We start from the raw sequence: 17,350 nt of genomic DNA on the forward strand, positions 1-17,350 counted from the left end.
GTGAATTGATGGCTCTGTTCAACACCGACCCACTCACCCGGCCGATGAGCCGCGAGGAGTTGGCGACGATCGAGCGCCAACGCAAAGAGGGAAAGTTCGGGCCTCGGAGATCCAACTCCTGCGGCGTGGTCGTCATCATTCTGGGCGCGGCGGTTATCGGTTTCATCAGTTTCACGTTCGTGAAGGTGTGGGGCGGCATCGCCTCCAGCCCGGGCGGCGGGGCGATGATCAGCCGGATCTCTCCCTTCATGATCCTCTGGCTGGCCGTCTTCGCATTCATCGTGGCACGGCTCATTCACCGCCTGGTTTCCCGGAATACACCCAAGGCCTGGGCGAAGACGGCCCGCTTCGCCGAGGAGAACGGGTTGGCCTTCCGCAATCGCTCGGACAATCCCGCCTACCCGGGCCTGATCTTCAATCGGGGCCATACCCGCTACTCGCTCGACCACGTGTTCAGCCACACCGGTGCGTTCGCCGATGCCGGACAGTACGTGTACGTCACCGGTTCCGGTGACGATCGAACGCGCCATTACTGGAACTTCGCCGCCTTCCGGCTGCCCCGCCCGATGCCGCACCTGTTGCTGGACGCGAAGAGCAACAACCTGGGCCGAAGCAACCTCAGCAACCTGCCGGTCAGCTTCCACAAGGACCAGCGGGTCAGCCTCGGCGCGCCCTTCGATGACCACTATGTTCTCTACGCCCCCGAGGACTACGGCACCGACGCATTCTTCCTCTTCCCACCCAACGTGATGCAGGCACTGCTGGACGCCACCGTCGATTACGACATCGAGATCATCGACGACTGGATGTTCCTCTACACCCGCTCGGGCCAGGACCTCACCGACCCCGAAACCTGGCGGCTGTTCGAGACCATCGCCGAGTCGGTGGTGGCCGGGCTGTCGCAGGTATCCCAGCGCTACACCGACTACCGCGCCCAGAACCCGATGGCCGCCACTCCGGGTCAACCGGCGCGCGCGATCGCCTCCGGTGGTCAGCGGCTGCAGACCTCGAAGCCGGTGATCGCGATGGTGGCAGCCGGCGGCATGATCCTGCTGTGGTTCGTGTTCAACAGCCTGTTGTTCTGACTCGGAGATACGTTCCCAACTCAGAGATAGGCGACGTCGAGCCCGACCGGACGTCGATCCAACCGTCGGCAGGCCGGGTCGAAGCCGACGTCGTAGAGCCTGCTGTCGTAGGTGATGGTGCGCATCGATTCCAGTGCCCCAGCCACCGGATGACCGGGCGTGGCGCCCACCATCACGAAGTCACGGTCGGCGAACTCCGCCCCGACCCGGCCGAGCAGTTCCTTGATCAGCCGGGGGTCGTCCTGCTCCGCCCCGGCCCCGATCACACTGACGTGGTTGGCGACCGCGCCGGCCCGCGGCAACCGCGGGTACCCGAACCGGTGCACCGGAAGCTTCGCCAACCCCGCGTAGACCCCGCCGTAGCCGGTGATCCGGTATTGCTTGGTGGCGCGTTGATCCAGCACCGCACACCAGGCCAGCGCGGCGCCGTCCCGATCACGCAGCACCCGCACATCGGCATCACTCACCCCCGGGGGCGCGCCGACCGCGGCCAGGTTGAACCGTCCATCGGCAGCGGTCATCTCGGCGACCGTGCCCGCATCCATCCGGTCGCGGCCCCGGGCACGGGCAACCCGGAAACAGTGGGTGGTGTAGTCGGTGACGAACCGGTAGTTCGGCATCCCGGTGCGGTTGCGTTCCAGCAGTCGGCGGGCAGTCGTGTTGGCCGACAGAATCGTGGTCACATAACACTCCACCGAGCGACTGTGCTCACGCAGGAAGGCATACATCTGCGGAATCAGCCGTAGCCACCCGCGAAACTGCGGCAGCGCCTTCAACCCGGTCAGATAACCGATCCGGACGGGTTCCCCGTTGACCCAAGCGGTCCGGATCACGCAGGCCCCCATCCCGACCAGCCGGCCGCTCTCGCGCTCCCGGGCGACCGGCACCACCACCTCATCCCCCTCCGCCAACAGGGAAGCGTAGGGGTCGGGATCGCGGGTGAACTTGACCGCGATCGAACCGGCGAAACCGTCATCGGAGCCGTAGATCGCCGCCAGTTCGCGCGCATCGGCCCCGGTGGCGAGTTCGATCTCGAACCCTTGTGAGCGCCGACTGCTGCGGTCGGTTCTCCCGGAGTTCCCCACGTGGTCGGACGGCCCACTCAGTTCCGTTCCGGACGGCCCGTCGCTACTTGGGGAGCTCATCGAGGTTGTGTCCGATCGGGACGTTGAACTTCTCGTCCACTTCCCTGCCCAGGCGGGCGTTCATCGCCCAGTAGACCGGCCACATCCGCAGTCGGCCGCGACGCAGCGCCTTGAATCCCCGATCGGCCAACACCGGCAGCGAGGCGAACTCCTTGCGGGCCCGCCGACACATGGCGCTGACCTGTTCGGGGCTCAGGTGCTTCGGTTGAAAGGCCACCTGCCCGTAGTGGTAGTCCTCGTCCAGCCACCAGGCCGGGGTCAGCAACCGGCCCTCCGACTCCAATCGGCGATAGAGCCGGGTGCCGGGAAACGGCAGCAGATGGTTGAACGCGGCGGTGAAGAACCCGGCACGTTTCGCAAAATCCAAGGTCGCGCCGAAGGTCTGCTCGGTGTCGCCGTCGTAGCCGAGCACGAAGGTGGCGTAGATCCCGATACCGGCCCGGTGGATCCGGTCGACGAGTTCTTGGCGATCGCCGAGTTTGGTCGACCAACGTTTGCCCATCTTCGCCAGGCTTTCGGGTTCGACCGATTCGAAACCGATCAGGATCATCTCGCAGCCGGCCGATTTCATCGCCGCCATCAGCTCGGGTTGCCGGGCCAACTCCAGCGTGCCCTGGGCGGCCCACATCACCTTCAACGGACGCAGCCGGTCGCACAGCGCCATCAGGTTCTCCGGGTCGGCCACCAGGTTGTCGTCGACGAAGAAGAACAGTTTGCGCCCCGAAGCGACCACATCGGCGACGATCGCATCGACATCGCGGGGGTGGTAATGCGCCCCGTAGTACCCGGCGATCGCGCAGAACTCGCAGAAATGCCCGCAACCGCGTCCGGTCTCGACCAGGCCCACCGGCAGGTACTTCTTGCCGGCGAAGATGGTCTTGTCGGGGGCGACCGGCGCGAACCCGGTGTCGCCGGCATAGCTGGGTTGCAGCCGTCCCGCTTCGGCGTCGGCGATCACCTGCGCCCAGACGGTCTCGGCATTGCGCAGCACCACCGCATCGGCATGCTGGGCGACCTCCTCGGGCAACAAGGTGGCGTGATAGCCGCCGAGCACCACCGGCACCCCACGGGCGCGGAACCGCTCCGCGATCGCATAGGCCCGGGCGGCGGTGTAGGTCTCGACGCTGATCGCGACCAGGTCGGTGTCGGTGTCGTAGTCGATCAACTCGACACGGTCGTCGAACAGTTCGGTCTCGACATGGGGCGGGGTCAGCGCGGCCAGCGCGGCCACCATCAGCGGCTCCATCTTCCAGGTGGCGATATAGCGTTGCCCGGGCTTCTTGCCGATCGCCGGGACGATGAAGGTGACCTTCATGGACGCGTCGTGACCGCGACCCGGTCGGGGGTGGGGATGTCGGAGTTGTCGCACATCACCTCACGGGTGAACTTGTGGAACTTCTCGGCATAACCCCGGTACCCGAAGTTGGTGAGCAGGCTGACGATCGGGTTGCGGTTGAAGGGTTTGAGCCGGTCGACGATCGAGCTCATCTTGTAGGTCTCGCGCCAGGCCCACTCGTTGCCCTCCTCCAACTGTTCCTTGGTCATCTTGGCCGGGGTGAATACGCAGTGCTCGACGTCGTACATCGCCCAGTCGCGTTCGATGATGCGGCCCTGTTCCTCGAGTTGGGCGAAGAACGGGGTGTTCGGGAAGGGGGTGAGGATCGAGTAGCGGGGCAGGTCGATCTGGCATTCCTGCACCATCTCGACGGTGCGCTCGAAGACACTGGTGTCCTCGTCGTCGCCGCCGAAGGCGAAACAGCCCTGGACGACGATGCCGGCATCGTGCAGTTTCTTCATCAGCTCGGGGTAGCCGCCGACCTTGTTGACGCGCTTCTTGAAGAACTTCTGACTCTCGGCGTTGACCGATTCGAAGCCGATCAACAGGCCGACGCAGCCGCTGCGACGGAACAGGTCGATCAGCCCGTCATCGGCGCCGATCGCAGAGGTGACCAGCCCGAACCACTTCTTCTTCAGCGGGATCATCGCGGTGAAGAAGGCTTCGGTGTAGGCGCGTCCGGTGAGCAGGTTCACGTCGGGAAACAGCACGTGTTTGCCCGGCAGGGCCTCGATCTCGGCGATCACCTCGGGGATCGGTCGCTTGTGCACCTTGGATCCGAAGGCGGTCGGGTAGGCGCAGAAGGTGCAGCCCAGGGCACAGCCGCGGACGACCTCGACCGAGTTGGTGGTGATGTAGCGGTGCTTGCGCAGCAGGCCGCGCATCGGGGTGGGACGTCCGGCGATGGTGTAGTCGGCCGCCTGGTTGTAGCGGGGTTGCAGTTGGCCACGGGCATAGTCGCGGATCGCTTCGGGGAAGGTCTGTTCGGCGAAGCCGGTGATCACCGAGTCGGCATGTTGGGCGGCCTCGTCGGGCAGCATCGTGGGGTGCACCCCGCCGAGGATCACGGTTTTGCCCAGGGCCCGGAAGTAGTCGGCGTAGGCGTAGGTGCGCGACGAGGTGCCGGTGATCGCGGTCATGCACACCAGGTCGGCGTCCAGATCGAGCGGGATCTTGCCGGCGGTTTCGTCGTGGATCTCGACCTCGGCGTTGACGTCGTCGGGGACGAGCGCGGCGAGGGTGGTCAGGGTGAGCGGGGCGTAGTGCAGGCTCAGCCCGAAGCTACCCCCGTACCGGTGCATGGCCCCGGCCGGGGCGAGGAGCGCGATCTTCATTGGCCGACCTCCCGTTTCCGGTCGACGATGCGACCTTCCGTAGCGATATCCACGATACGTCAGGACGGCGCCGGCGCGGACGGCGGAACCCCTAGTACCGCAGCCCATCCGCCGGTCAAGGCCAGCGCCGGAACCTTCACATCGCCCAGCCGCATCCCGGCGGCAACCCGGGCGTCGAGGTACCGCTGCCGGGCATCGGCAGCCACCGCGACGACGCGCACCGGGCCGAGTTGGCCGAGACGGCGGGCGTAGTCGTAGTGGAAGGACGCCCGCAGGGCGGATTCCAGTCGGGCCGCGACCGCGGCGTCGGCGTTCTCGGCATACAGCACGTAGTGGGGTCGGGGTTCGGATTCGGGGGCCAGCATCGCGAAACCGGCCAGCCCGGTCAGGCAGCCGGCGACGAAGGCCTCGTTGAGCTTCTCCCCCACCAGGTCGCTGACCTTGTCGGCGCGGCCGACGAACCGCAGCACCGGCAACGCACCGTGGTACCCGGTGACCTCGACCAGATCACCGAGCCGGTAGCGATACAGCCCACCGCCGGTGGTCACCACGATCTCGTAGCGCCGGCCGACCTCGACCTGATCGGCCAACACGCACTCGTCGCCGTCGAGAAACTCCACCACATGCGAGCGGGCCGCCAGCACCGCCCCACCGGCGGCGTGCAGCGGCAGGCTGATCATCGCCTCGGTGGCCAGCAGCCCCTTGGGTTGCACGAACGCCTGGGGAAAGAGGGCAGCCAGTTCGGCCGCGGGGCCGGCCGCCTGGGCATCGGCCCAACAGGACAGCACGGCCAGATTCGGCCAGATCGCGGGCCAGTCCCGGGCCGCGAGCGCGGACGCCACCTCGCGTCGGCGGCGCGGCGCCAGACCGTCCAACGCTTCGTCGGGGTGGTCGGCGATCCAGTCGAGCAGGCCGGTGAAGAAGGTCGGATTCCAGACACTGACCAGGGCGAGGTCTTCGGCGGCGAGCAGGGCGCTGGCGGTGCGGCGGCGAAACTCGTCCATGCTCGCCGCCCGGGCCACCTCGGGCCCGACGGCGAACAGTGCGCTCATCAGCCGGGCGGTGAGTGGGCCGAGGTAGTCGGTGTCCTCCTCGAAGCCGATCGGGACGGCCGTGTCGCGGTGTGGCCGGGTGGCCGCGGGGGTGGCCGACCAGTAGCTGCGGCCCCGGCGCAGGCCCGGGTACCGGGTGTACAGGTCGTACAGCCACGGTTGCAGTCCGGCGCGGAATTGCCGCAGCAGCGTGGTGGTGTAGGGAATCAGTTTGGTGGCCGCGGTCGACCCGGACGAGGGTTCGAGCAGCCGCACGGGTTCTCGGGTGAGCATCCCGGGTTCACCGTCGGCGATCCGTGCGATGGCGGGTTCGAGGTCGTCCCAGCGGGTCAGCGGTACCGCGGCCCGGTAGTCGGCGATCGAACGCAGCCGGGCGAAGTCGTGCCGGTGTCCGAACCAGGTGTCGGCATTGGCCTCGACGGTGCGGCGCAGCATCCGCAGTTGCAGGGCGCGCAGATCGTCCACCCCGACCAGCCGGCGATGGGCATGGGCATTGCCGGCGACCAGGGCACCGGTGAGCATCCGGGTGGTGACCCTGGTGCCGGCCGGGGTGTTGCTGCTCATGGGTGGCCGAGCAGTCGTGCGCGGTGTTGCGGACGCAGGTTCGCCGGGTCGAGCACGGTCAGGCAGACCAGGTCGTGGCCGAGTTCGTGTCCGGGGTTGCGGGCGGCGAAGAAAGCCGCATCCGGGTTGCGGACGGACATCTCGTCGACCCCGGCGATACCGGGGCGCAGCCGGTCCTTGGGGTGTCGGTAGGCCAGCACGCCGGTGGCCGGGTCGTAGTCGTCGGGGTACAGCGCGCCGGCGTAGGCGTCCATGATCCGGGCAGCCTCGCCCGGGGTGGGTGCGTGCCGGCTGGGCCAGTAGTCGGTGAAGAAGGTCGGCAGCAGGCGGTAGGTGCGTTGGCCCTTGCAGATCAAGAACCAGTACCAGGGTTCGTTGCGGGTGATGATGTAGCGGCGGGCGAAGGTTTGGAACAGCACCATGCCGCCCCAGTGTTCGGGGGCGATCACGGTGTCGCCGGAGAACACCCCGCGCACCACCCGTCCCCCGATGTCGAGGTCGAGGAATCGCTGGGTGCTGAAACCGCCGAGGCAGCCGTTCGGGTCGCGCAGCACGATCACCTCGTCCTTGGCGGCCAGGTCGGCCTCGAACTGCGCCCGGTCGGTGTTGTCGTAGACCTGTTCCATGATCGCGAACATCCGGTCGCGGTCGGTGTCGGTGAGCGTGCTCGGGGTGAGGACGTCGCCGGTCAACTCAGCCATCGTCCCGCCTCGGGGTGGTTTGTTCGTGGTAGCCGAGTGCCATCGATTGCTTCTTGAACACCTCGCGGCGAAACAGCGGGTTGTAGGCGACGAAGTTGGCGAATCGGATGGGATTGCGCAGGTTGGTTCGGGGTTCGGCCAGCCGCCGCAGGATCGAGCCGACGCTGTTGGTTCTGGCCCGGCAGGCGAATCCGATTCGGGTCAGTTCGTCCGGCGGCATATTCGCCGGCAGGAAGGCGGCGTGGTTGAACCGGTAGTCGGGGTGCAGCCACCATTGCCCGTCGTAGAGCAGCCGGCCCTGTTCGGCCAGGTCGTCGTAGAGCGCCGTGCCCGGGTAGGGCATCAGGATGTTGTAGGCGGCGAAGGTGAACTTGTTCTCGATCGCGAACCGGCAGGTGGCTCGGATCGATTCGACGGTGTCGGCGTCGTGGCCGATGGTGAACGCCGCCCAGGTCTGCAGACCGAGGCGACGCAACTGGTCGATCGCGCCCGCGTATTGGTTGGCGGCCTCGGCCCGATTGACCGCCTTGCGCATACCGATCAGCGAGTCGGTGTTGATCGATTCGAAGCCGATCACATTGCCCTGGCACCCGCTGCGCACCATCAGGTCCATCAGTTCGGCATCGCGCAGCATGTCGAGGCTGGCCTGGCTGACCCAGCGCACCTTCAGCGGAATCAGGGCGGCGAACAGTTCCTTGGCCGCCTCGTGGTCGGCGGTGATGTTGTCGTCGACGAAGAACAGGTAGCGGCGTTTCTGGGCGCGGATCTCATCGATCACCTCGGCCACCGGACGGTGTTGGTGGGAGCGGTCGAAGAACACGCTGGTCGCACAGTAGCTGCACCGGTACCGGCAGCCGCGCGAGTACTGCAGCAGGGTGATCGGCAGGTATCCCTTGCCGCGGAACAGGTCGCGGCGGGTGCGGCCGTGGTGTTGCGGTGGCCGGGCGATGTGACCGTCGTAGCGGGCCTGCAACCGTCCGGCGGCGGCGTCGTCGAGCACCGTCGACCACACCGCCTCGGCGTCCCCGGTGATCACCGCATCGCAGTAGCCGGCCACTTCGTCGGGAATCAGCGTGGGGTGCATGCCACCCATCACCACCGGCACTCCGCGGCGCCGGTACTGTTCGGCGATCTCGTAGGCGCGGCGGGCGGTGAAGGTCTCCACCGTCAGCGCCACGAGGTCGGTGGGCAGGTCGTAGTCGATGGTCTCGCTGCGGTCGTCGACCAGGGTGATCTCGACCTCGGACGGGGTGAGCCCGGCCAGTACACCGAGTTGCAGCGGCTCCATCCTCCCGGAATCGACATACCGTTTCGTGCCGCGGCGTCCCATATTGGGTTTGATCAGGGTGAGCCTCATCGCCGTTCCCCCAACAGTTCGCCCTGTTTGGCCCGGATCTCGCGCCGGGAGATGGTGTTCGCAGCCAAGTGCAGACCCAGCCGCATCGGGGTACCGGCGTTGGCCAGGGCCCGGCGGGCGATGCCGCGGCGGGAGTAGAACCCGAAGCGGGCCGCCCGGCAGCTCGCGGTCAGTTCGGCCGGGGACATCCGGGCCGGGACGTAGGTGGCCTCGCCGTAGCGGTAGTTCTCGTCCAGCCACCACCGGTCGTGCAGCAGCCGGCCCTCGTCGCGGAGCCGGTCGAACAGTTCGGTGCCGGGCATCGGGGTGAGCGGGTTGAAGTTGGCGATCGAGAACCCGTGCCGGGTCGCGAACTCCCGAATCGCACCCGCGGTGTCGACCGTGTCGTGGTCGTAGCCGATCACGAAGGTGCCGTAGATCATCAGCCCGGCGCGTTTGATCGTGTCGATCACCCGTTGGTAGTCGCCGGCGCGCAGGTTGGCACCCTTGCGCATCTGTTTCAGATTGTCGCGGTCGAGGGATTCGAAGCCGATCAGCACCATCAGGCAGCCGGCGCGACGCATCAACCGCAGCAGCTCGGCGTCCTCGGCGATGTCCATCGAGATCTGGCAGACCCATCGTTTGCGCAGCGGGACGAGGGCTTCGAACAGTTCCCGGGCCCGCTGCCGGTCGGCGAAGAGGTTGTCGTCGACGAAGAACAACTGCTTCTCGGGACGGGCGGTGATCTCGTCGACGATGACGTCCAGGGGTTTGGTGCGGATGCCGCGGCCGTAGAAGGCGTGGATCGAGCAGAAGTCGCAGGTGTAGCGGCAGCCCCGGCTGAACTGCACCACGCCCAGGGGTGGGTAGCCCCGTCGCCGGAAGGGTTCGGTCCGGCACGGTGCATGGGCCAGGTCTGTGTGGTTGTCGGCTTCGTAGCGCGGTTGCAGCCGGCCGGCGGCGAGGTCGGCCAGCACCTGCGGCCAGGTGTCCTCGGCGTCCCCGATCACCACCGCGTCGGCGTGTTCGCCGGCTTCTTCGGGGCAGGCGGAGGGGTGATAGCCGCCGAGAATCACCGGGATGCCGCGCTGCCGGTGTCGGTCGGCGATCGCGTAGGCGTGCCGGGCGGTGTAGGTCTGGACGGTGATCGCGACCGCGTCGGCTTCGAAGATCTCGGGGATCTCGTCGACCATGCCGTCGTGGAAGGTGATGTCGACCTCGTCGGGGGTGACCGCGGAGATCACCGAGAACACCAGGGGTTGCAGCGCATCGGCACTCGGCCGCCGGGTCATCCCGGGACGGACGAAGGCGACGTGCATCCGGCCTCCTCGCTGAGTCGGCCCCGGCGCGGAGCCTGGTGGCGTCAGTCTATCCGGGCGGGTTTCCGGCCGCCGGACGCGGTGTTGCGTAAACGCCGGTCACGGATTCCGCGAGTCAGGCCAGCAGCAGCCGGATCGTGCGCAGGGCCATCGACATGCGGGCCAGGGTCGAGCCCTCCGAGGTGATCTCGGCCAGTTCGGCGGCCTCGCGTTCGAACCCGCCGGAAGCCGCCACCCAGTCGGCCAATGCTGCTGCGCTGTCGTCGGAGTCGGGCGCACGATCCAGCACCGAGCGGGTGAGGTCGGCCTGCAGCCGGGTGAGGTCGTCGCGCAGGACCGTGCGCGCCATCGCGTCCCAGCGGCTGGTGACGGGCAGTTCGTCGATCCGGTCGTAGACCCGGTCGAGGCCGAGTTCTGCGGTCAGTCCGAAGAACACCCGGGCCACCAGGTCGAGCGGCCGGTCAAGCTTGCCGGCCAGGTCGACGATCGCCAGGGCAAGGTGCCGGTAGGGGGCGGTCGCTGTGGTGTGCGCCAGGCTGCGGGACACCCCGTCGGCGGTCAGCGAGTCGAACACCTGACTGGTCTGTTCGCGGATGTGCGGGGTCGCCAGGTCGTCGAACAAAGCCCAGACCGTATCGACCGCCTCGCTGAACACGGCCGCTTCATCCTCGATGGCGAGGTCACCTCGGCGGCTGAGCAACAGCCAGCGGGTGGCGTATTCGACCATGCGGCGCAGGGCGACCCGAATCCGTACTTCGGTCTGCGCCGGGATCGTGGCTTCGTCGAGCTGCTGTTCGCTGCAGTCGACCGAGAAGATCGTGCGGGCGGCCACGTGGGCGCGGACGAGGTCGGCGATGGTGGTGCCGGTCTCGTGCGCCAGCCTGCTGTAGCCGGTGATGCCCTGGCTGTTGACGAAGCGGTTCACCGTCACCGTGGTCACGATCTCGCGCCGCAGCGGATGGGCCTGCAGGGCGTCGGCGTAGCGGTCGGTGCGCAGTGGGGTCGGGAAGTAGGTGACCAGTTGGTCGGCCAGGTAGGGGTCATCGGGCAGGCTCGATTCGTTGACGATCCCGGCCAGGTGGATCTTCGTCCAGGCCAGCAGCATCGCCAGTTCGGGGCGGGTGAGGCCGTCCCCGTCGGCGAGTCGGCGGTTCATCTCCGTCCGGCTCGGCAGTGATTCCAGGTGACGGTCGAGCAGGCCGACCTTCTCCAGGGAACGCATCCATGCCTCGTGGGCACCCGCAATGTCGGAGCCCTGACCCAGTTCGGTGGACAGCGCGATGTTCTGGTCGACGTTATTGGCCAACACCAGGTGGCCGATCTCGTCGGTCATCGACGCCAGAAGTTCGGTGCGCGCCTCGGGTTCGAGTCGACCGGCCTCGACTTCGGGGGCCAGTAACACCTTGATGTTGACCTCGTGGTCGGAGGTGTCGACCCCGGCGGAATTGTCGATGAAATCGGTGTTGATCCGGCCACCGGCGTGGGCGAACTCAACCCGGCCGCGTTGGGTACAGCCCAGGTTGCCGCCCTCACCGACGATCCTGACCCGCAGGTCGCGGCCGTCCACCCGCACCGCGTCGTTGGCCCGGTCGCCCACCTCGGCGTGGGTCTCGTCCGAGGCCTTCACATACGTCCCGATGCCGCCGTTCCACAACAGATCAACCGGGGCGAGCAGAATCGCGCGGATCAGTTCGTTCGGGGTCAGCGCCCCCACGTCGGGGTCGAGGCCCAGAACGTCGCGCACCTGCTCGGTGATCGGGATCGACTTCGCGGTGCGGGAATGGACCCCACCACCGGGTGAGATCAGAGACTTGTCGTAGTCGTCCCAAGTCGACCGCGGCACCTCGAACAGCCGCCGGCGCTCGGCGTGGGAAGCGGCCGGGCACGGATCGGGGTCGAGGAAGATGTGCAGGTGGTTGAAGGCGGCCACCAGTTTGGTGTGTTCGCTGAGCAGCATGCCGTTGCCGAAGACGTCGCCGGCCATGTCGCCGATTCCCACACAGGCGAAGTCCTCGGTCTGGCAGTCGATGCCCTCTTCGTAGAAGTGGCGTTTCACCGACTCCCAGGCCCCGCGGGCGGTGATGCCCATGCGCTTGTGGTCGTAGCCGTTCGAACCGCCGGCTGCGAAGGCGTCGCCGAGCCAGAAGCCCCGCTCCACCGCGATCCGGTTGGCTGTGTCGGAGAACGTCGCGGTGCCCTTGTCGGCGGCCACCACCAAGTAGCTGTCGTCGCCGTCGTGGCGCACCACATCGGGTGGCGGCACGACCACCCCGTCGACGAGATTGTCGGTCAGGCTGAGCAGCGAGCCGATGAAGATCTCGTAGCAGGCCACGCCCTCGGCCAGCCAGGCGGCGCGGTCGCTGCGCGGGTCGGGCAGCCGCTGCGGCACGAAACCGCCCTTCGCCCCGACGGGCACGATGACGGTGTTCTTGACCATCTGCGCCTTGACCAGACCGAGCACCTCGGTGCGGAAATCCTCCGCCCGGTCCGACCAGCGCAAGCCGCCGCGGGCGACGGGGCCGAATCGCAGGTGGATGCCTTGGACGCGCGGGCTGACCACGAAGAACTCGTGCATCGGGCGCGGCTCCGGCAGCAGGTCGAGTTCGGGCGGGGAGATCTTGAAGGCGAGTGCGGGTTGATCGGCGGCGAAGGCATTGGTGCGCTTGATCGCCCGCAGGACGGCTACGAACATTCGCAGGATGCGGTCCTGGTCGAGGCTTTCGACCGCGTCCAGGGCACGCAGCAGGCCATTGACCCGATCATCGAAGGCCCGGTCCCGGGCGGTGGCGTGGTCGTACTGGTCGGGGTCGAAGCGGGTTTCGAAGGCCGCCACCAGGGCGGCCGCGATGCCCGGGTTGGCGTTGAGGGCCGTCGCCACATAGGTCTGGCTGAAGGGGATGCCGGCCTGTTGCAGGTACCTGGAGATGCCGCGCAGCCAGCTCACCTGTACCCACGTCAAGCGCGCGCTCATCACCAGCCGGTTCAGATTCCCGGCCGACGAGCGTCCGGTGTAGGAGGCTTCGAAGGCCTCGGCGAACCGGGCCCGGTCGGCCAGGGTCCAGTCGTCGAGGGTCTGTCCCGGTGGGAATGTGAAGCCGAAGTCGTAGACATGGACGGGTTCGCCCCGCAGGTCCCAGACGAAGGGCTGTTCGTCGATGACGCTGAGGCCCAGCGCGTCCAGGTGCGGCATGACCCGCGAGAGCGACATCGTGCCCCGGGTGATCACCTTGAAGCGCATGTCGGCCGGGTCGACGGCCCGGTCGGGTTTGAACATCGCGAACCGGAGATCGTCCGGTTCGGCCAGGGTGTTGGCCAGGCGCAGGTCGGCCAGCGCCTGTTTGGCGGTGTAGGCGGCCTTGAAGGCCTCACCGAACTCGACGCCCCGCTCCTCGGCGGGCAGGGTCTCGGCGACGTCGTTGAAGTCGTCGTCCCAACTGCGTGCGACGTGGGCGACCTCGGCTTCGATCGCGGCCAGGTCGAGTTCGGGTTCGGGTGCGCCGTCGGGTCGCTTCACCAGCAGCAACAGGCGCGCCATCGCGCTCTCGTTGACCAGCGCACGGAAGTCGATGTTCTCCGCGCCGAAGCGTTCCTGCAGTACTGCGGTGATCCGCTCGCGGGTGACCGTCCGGTATTTCTCCCGTGGCACGTAGACGAAGCACGACCAGAACCTGCCGTGTGGGGCGCGTTGCACCAGCAGGCGGGTGTGGCGTTGCCGTTGGACGGCCGCGGTGCGGCGCACCAGTGAGACGAGGTCGTCGATCGAGTCGGCGAACCAGTTGTCACGTGGCAGGGAGGCCATCGCCTCCCGGGTCAACTGGCCGTTGTGGGACGAGGGGTCGACCGCGAGTTCGTCCCACACCCAGTTGGCCTTGTCGCGCACCAGCGGGATCGATTCGACCGGTTCGGAGTAGGCGTGCGAGGTCCACAGGCCGAGGAAGCGTCGCTCGCCGATCAACCGTCCGTCGTGGTCGTAATCGCGGAGGGAGACGTAGTCGAGGTAGCCGGTGCGATGCAGCGGTGACCTGCGGGAGTCCTTGGTGATCACCATGACCTGGGGGTCTTCGGTGATCCGGGTGGCGTTGAAGGGGTCGGGGCCCGCGTCCCGCAGCAGGCCCAGGCCGCTGCCGGGCACAGGGGTGAAGGTGTCGCCGTCGACGGTGTATTCGCGGTAGCCGACCAGCTCGAAGCGGCCGTGGGCCATCCATCGCAGCAGGTCGGTGATCCTGCGCACCCAGGCCGCCACGACGGGCTGTGGGCTCTCGTCGAGATGGTGGATCACCGACAGGAGCCGTCGGTGCATCGCGGGCCGGTCGTCATGGGCGACCCGGGAGGCCGCGAGACCTTCCTCGATGCCCGCTTGCAGGGCCGGACGCAGTTCGTCCGCCGCGGTGCCCAGGGGCGGGTAGGCCTCCACCTCGAGCCACGATTCGGCCCCCGCACCGGGTGTCTCGTGGGCCCGGAGGTGCTGCAGAATGCCGTCGGTGTCGCGCTGCACGGCCAGCACCGGGTGGTCGATCCGCCGGGTCGTCCAGCCCTGATCGGTGAGCACCATCAGCACCGTGTCGACGATGAAGGGCCGGTCGTCGGTGACCACCTGCACCAACGTCGGCCCGCCGGCGCCACGTCCGTCCGTCCGCTGACTCGGCGTCGTCACCGCGACCAGGTCGACCCCGGCCGCCCGCACCCGACCCATCCGCTCCAGCTCCTCGGACACCGTGACGACGGCTGACATAGCGCTCCCTTGCTCTTTGTCCCTGCCGGTCACGCTAACGGGCCGAACCCCGCCTGGGAACCATAGACGCGCACGGACGACGGGCCCGGCCCGACTCAGGTTCGCGCGGATTGCTGTTCGGGTGGATACGTGATCGTGCCGTCCTCGTTGACCACCGGCTCGGCACCCCAGGCGCCCAGCACATGTCGACGCGGTGCGGCGGTGGTCGACAGATGCCACACCGTCCAGCCCCGGGCGGTGAGGCTGTTGGCGATCAACGACCGGTGACAGCGCCAGGGCATCGGTTCGCCGCACATGATCACGACGTTGCGGTGCGCGGCCAGTTCTTGCAGCCGGTGCAGGCCCTCGCGATAGGCCTCGGTGAGGGTGTAGTCGGCGTAGTTCTTGAAGCTGGTGTTCTGCCAGCCGGCGTTGATCTCGGGCTGCACCTCGTGCTGCTTGGCGCGTCGGCCGCCCAGTTCGGGCAGGTGCAGATAGTCGAGGCCGGCTTCAGGGAGCCAGGTGCGCAGCGCGTCAGCACCGAATTGGGGGCTGCGCCGCGAGCCCGGGTGTGAGCGCACATCGACCACGGTCTCGATGTCCTCCGCCCGGAGGGTGTGCACGAAGTCACCCTGCGGGCAGACCCAGTGACCGATCGTCCAGATGGTCGGTGCGGTTTCGTCGGTGCTGTCGGGTGTCGTCGGCTGATCGGGCATCGCCGCTCACCGTCCGCCGGCGGGCGAGCGCTGTTCGAGGACGCGTTCGCGAACGAGTTCCAAGGCCACGCGTGCTCCGTACTCCACTCCGAGCAGGCTGGTCAGGTTCTGGTCCCGGATCGGGGTGGTGAGGTCGCCTTGTTTCAGCAGGAAACTCACCTTCAGCGGAATGAAGCGTGGGGTTCGGTCGGGTAGCAGTTCACGCGAGAGTCTGGACCCGTCGTCGCCGAACTCGCAGTCGACCATCGGCAGGTATTTGCGGGCATGGTGCTTGCGGTCCCAGGTGTGGATCGCGGAGACCGTGTCGGCGGGGCTCTGCCCGTAGGCGTGCCGGTTGGCCGAGACCACCTCACCGACCGTGCCGGGCAGCCCGGAGAGCGCCTCGAGACCGACCCATTCCTGCTCGACAGCGAGGGCAACCAGCTCGTCCCAGGCCTCCCCCGAGGCGACGGTCACCGTCACCGCCCCGCAGTACACCAAGCCGGACGGGTCACAACCGTCGTCGTTGACCGTGATGCCTGTGGTGGCGTCGTGAATCAACCGTCCGGACGAGGGCCCGTCCCAACCTCGCAGGCGTACGTCGGCCTCGCGAATGGCCGCGATCAACTCGTCTTCACTGCGAATGCTCAGCGGTGCGGTCATATTTCACCCTAGGACGACGGGTCCTGTGTCAGAAGCTGTGGCTTGCCGATCAGAAGCCGACCATCGGCGCCGGATAGGCTTACCTAACTTTGCCCCTGTTTTTTTACAAGCCCCAACCGGCATTGTTACCGGCATGAGCGAAGAAAAGCTTTCCGTAACCCGCAGCATCAATGCCTCGGCCGATGCCATCTTCGATGTCCTCACCCGTCCGGAGCGCCATCGCGACTTCGACGGATCCTCCATGGTTCAGTCCGGCGACGCCAGTCAGCGGATCCAAGCGGTGGGCGATGTCTTCCGAATGAACATGCATGCCGACGGCCTGGGCGACTACACGATGGAGAACCACGTGACCGCCTGTGCGCCGAACAAGGTGGTCGGCTGGGCGCCGGCCATGGAAGGCATGGATCCCATGGGTCACACCTGGACCTACACCCTGGAGCCCGAGGGTCCGGACTCCACCGAGGTCACCCTCACCTATGACTGGTCGGGTCTGAAGCCCGGGCCGTGGATGGAGAAGCTGCCGTCGATTCCCACGATGCCGGTGATCCCCCAGGAAGCCCTCGAGCAGTCGCTGAACCTGCTGGCCGAATCGGTCGCCTGAACACTCTCTTGCTTGAACAGCTTGTTGCCTGATCACCTGTCGGGTTTCCCACTCGACGAGCCATCCCGGACGCCACGGGCCGGCGAGCGGGCTGCGCGTTGATCCCCGACGTTCCTTCCTGCGGCCGATACGCTTAATCGGCCAGCATCGGCCACAGGGAGGGACGTGACCGTGGCAACCGAGCCGCAATGGGACACCGACCGCACGTGGACCGCTCCCAACATCCTGTCCTTCCTGCGATTGTTGTCGGTGTTGGTCTTCGGGGCCCTGATCGTGCTCGGGCACGACCTCGCCGCGGTGATTCTGCTGGCGCTGTTCGGTGCCACCGATTGGCTGGACGGATTCCTGGCCCGCAAGCTGCAGCAGCGCACCGAACTGGGCGCCAAGCTCGATCCGATCGCCGATCGGCTCTACATCGTCACCGCGCTGGTCGCACTGCTCATCCGGGGCATCGTGCCGTGGTGGTTCCTGGTGATTCTGGTCTCGCGCGATGTGGTGCTGTTCGTGCTGCTGTTGGTCACCCGCCGCGGTGATTACCGTCCGGTGCAGGTGAACCACTTCGGCAAGGCCGCCACCTTCGCTCTGCTGATTGCCTTTCCGGTGATGTTGATCGGTTACTCCAACGAGTTCGACCTCCCGGTCTTCAGCACCGTCGGCTGGGTGCTCGCGATTGCCGGCGCGGTGTTCCACTGGACGGCCGGCGCCCTGTACATCGGACAGGCCGCCCGCACGCTGCGGGACGGTTCCCGGGCCGAGCTGGACCCGCCACCGGCCCGCTGAGGTGCAGTCGGCAGCCGCCGATTCCGGA

13 protein-coding genes are annotated in these 17,350 nt (G+C 67.3%); 3 read left to right on the forward strand and 10 right to left on the reverse strand.

What is annotated here, in order from left to right; genetic code table 11:
• The first annotated feature begins 8 nt into the window (after positions 1-8).
• Entirely contained in the window at positions 9-1,085 is a 1,077-nt protein-coding gene (locus ACR4XW_RS14880; protein ID WP_434761351.1) for a hypothetical protein, read from the forward strand.
• Positions 1,086-1,105: 20 nt separating this feature from the next.
• On the opposite strand, the gene ACR4XW_RS14885 is transcribed toward ACR4XW_RS14880, so the two are convergent.
• The 10 genes from ACR4XW_RS14885 to ACR4XW_RS14930 all read right to left on the reverse strand — a co-directional run bounded on the left by ACR4XW_RS14885 (position 1,106) and on the right by ACR4XW_RS14930 (position 15,941).
• Positions 1,106-2,230 (reverse strand): hypothetical protein, encoded by a 1,125-nt coding sequence (locus ACR4XW_RS14885; RefSeq protein WP_434761352.1) that lies wholly within the window; start codon positions 2,228-2,230, stop codon positions 1,106-1,108.
• The gene (locus ACR4XW_RS14890; RefSeq protein ID WP_434761353.1) at positions 2,214-3,545 is read right to left on the reverse strand and encodes a B12-binding domain-containing radical SAM protein; all 1,332 of its coding nucleotides are present in this window, start codon (positions 3,543-3,545) and stop codon (positions 2,214-2,216) included. Before ACR4XW_RS14890 ends, ACR4XW_RS14885 begins: the two co-directional genes overlap by 17 nt.
• Complete coding sequence (locus ACR4XW_RS14895; RefSeq protein ID WP_434761354.1) at positions 3,542-4,900, reverse strand: B12-binding domain-containing radical SAM protein; 1,359 nt, start codon at positions 4,898-4,900, stop codon at positions 3,542-3,544. The genes ACR4XW_RS14890 and ACR4XW_RS14895 overlap by 4 nt, the downstream gene beginning before the upstream one ends.
• A 59-nt stretch (positions 4,901-4,959) precedes the next feature.
• Positions 4,960-6,516 (reverse strand): GH3 family acyl-acid amido synthetase, encoded by a 1,557-nt coding sequence (locus tag ACR4XW_RS14900; protein WP_434761355.1) that lies wholly within the window; start codon positions 6,514-6,516, stop codon positions 4,960-4,962.
• Positions 6,513-7,217 carry a hypothetical protein gene (locus tag ACR4XW_RS14905; RefSeq protein WP_434761356.1) on the reverse strand — a complete coding sequence of 235 codons (705 nt, stop codon included), beginning with the start codon at positions 7,215-7,217 and terminating at the stop codon, positions 6,513-6,515. The genes ACR4XW_RS14900 and ACR4XW_RS14905 overlap by 4 nt, the downstream gene beginning before the upstream one ends.
• Entirely contained in the window at positions 7,210-8,574 is a 1,365-nt protein-coding gene (locus ACR4XW_RS14910) for a B12-binding domain-containing radical SAM protein (RefSeq protein WP_434761357.1), read from the reverse strand. The genes ACR4XW_RS14905 and ACR4XW_RS14910 overlap by 8 nt, the downstream gene beginning before the upstream one ends.
• The gene (locus tag ACR4XW_RS14915; RefSeq protein ID WP_434761358.1) at positions 8,571-9,872 is read right to left on the reverse strand and encodes a B12-binding domain-containing radical SAM protein; all 1,302 of its coding nucleotides are present in this window, start codon (positions 9,870-9,872) and stop codon (positions 8,571-8,573) included. Before ACR4XW_RS14915 ends, ACR4XW_RS14910 begins: the two co-directional genes overlap by 4 nt.
• A 115-nt stretch (positions 9,873-9,987) precedes the next feature.
• A complete protein-coding gene (locus ACR4XW_RS14920; RefSeq protein ID WP_434761359.1) occupies positions 9,988-14,604 on the reverse strand; it encodes an NAD-glutamate dehydrogenase in 4,617 nt (1,538 codons plus the stop codon).
• Between the two features lie 95 nt (positions 14,605-14,699).
• A complete protein-coding gene (locus ACR4XW_RS14925; RefSeq protein WP_434761360.1) occupies positions 14,700-15,299 on the reverse strand; it encodes a DUF488 domain-containing protein in 600 nt (199 codons plus the stop codon).
• Positions 15,300-15,305: 6 nt separating this feature from the next.
• Positions 15,306-15,941, reverse strand: coding sequence for an FAD-binding protein (locus tag ACR4XW_RS14930; protein WP_434761361.1), 636 nt, complete (start codon positions 15,939-15,941; stop codon positions 15,306-15,308).
• Between the two features lie 133 nt (positions 15,942-16,074).
• Between ACR4XW_RS14930 and ACR4XW_RS14935 the strand changes: the two genes are divergently transcribed.
• Both ACR4XW_RS14935 and ACR4XW_RS14940 read left to right on the forward strand, forming a co-directional pair.
• Entirely contained in the window at positions 16,075-16,542 is a 468-nt protein-coding gene (locus tag ACR4XW_RS14935; protein ID WP_434761362.1) for an SRPBCC family protein, read from the forward strand.
• Between the two features lie 165 nt (positions 16,543-16,707).
• Positions 16,708-17,322, forward strand: a complete 615-nt coding sequence (locus ACR4XW_RS14940; RefSeq protein WP_434761363.1) for a CDP-alcohol phosphatidyltransferase family protein — start codon at positions 16,708-16,710, stop codon at positions 17,320-17,322.
• Positions 17,323-17,350: the final 28 nt, after the last annotated feature.

The sequence above is a fragment of the Pseudenemella bisphenolivorans genome, assembly GCF_051133435.1.
Lineage (GTDB): Bacteria > Actinomycetota > Actinomycetes > Propionibacteriales > Propionibacteriaceae > JAAYAO01.

What these genes read in the sequence shown, in the direction of transcription:
- ACR4XW_RS14880 (WP_434761351.1), top strand. Translation starts at nt 9, where the DNA reads ATGGCTCTGTTCAACACCGACCCACTCACCCGGCCGATGAGCCGCGAG.
- ACR4XW_RS14885 (WP_434761352.1), bottom strand. Translation starts at nt 2,230, where the DNA reads ATGAGCTCCCCAAGTAGCGACGGGCCGTCCGGAACGGAACTGAGTGGG.
- ACR4XW_RS14890 (WP_434761353.1), bottom strand. Translation starts at nt 3,545, where the DNA reads ATGAAGGTCACCTTCATCGTCCCGGCGATCGGCAAGAAGCCCGGGCAA.
- ACR4XW_RS14895 (WP_434761354.1), bottom strand. Translation starts at nt 4,900, where the DNA reads ATGAAGATCGCGCTCCTCGCCCCGGCCGGGGCCATGCACCGGTACGGG.
- ACR4XW_RS14900 (WP_434761355.1), bottom strand. Translation starts at nt 6,516, where the DNA reads ATGAGCAGCAACACCCCGGCCGGCACCAGGGTCACCACCCGGATGCTC.
- ACR4XW_RS14905 (WP_434761356.1), bottom strand. Translation starts at nt 7,217, where the DNA reads ATGGCTGAGTTGACCGGCGACGTCCTCACCCCGAGCACGCTCACCGAC.
- ACR4XW_RS14910 (WP_434761357.1), bottom strand. Translation starts at nt 8,574, where the DNA reads ATGAGGCTCACCCTGATCAAACCCAATATGGGACGCCGCGGCACGAAA.
- ACR4XW_RS14915 (WP_434761358.1), bottom strand. Translation starts at nt 9,872, where the DNA reads ATGCACGTCGCCTTCGTCCGTCCCGGGATGACCCGGCGGCCGAGTGCC.
- ACR4XW_RS14920 (WP_434761359.1), bottom strand. Translation starts at nt 14,604, where the DNA reads ATGTCAGCCGTCGTCACGGTGTCCGAGGAGCTGGAGCGGATGGGTCGG.
- ACR4XW_RS14925 (WP_434761360.1), bottom strand. Translation starts at nt 15,299, where the DNA reads ATGCCCGATCAGCCGACGACACCCGACAGCACCGACGAAACCGCACCG.
- ACR4XW_RS14930 (WP_434761361.1), bottom strand. Translation starts at nt 15,941, where the DNA reads ATGACCGCACCGCTGAGCATTCGCAGTGAAGACGAGTTGATCGCGGCC.
- ACR4XW_RS14935 (WP_434761362.1), top strand. Translation starts at nt 16,075, where the DNA reads ATGAGCGAAGAAAAGCTTTCCGTAACCCGCAGCATCAATGCCTCGGCC.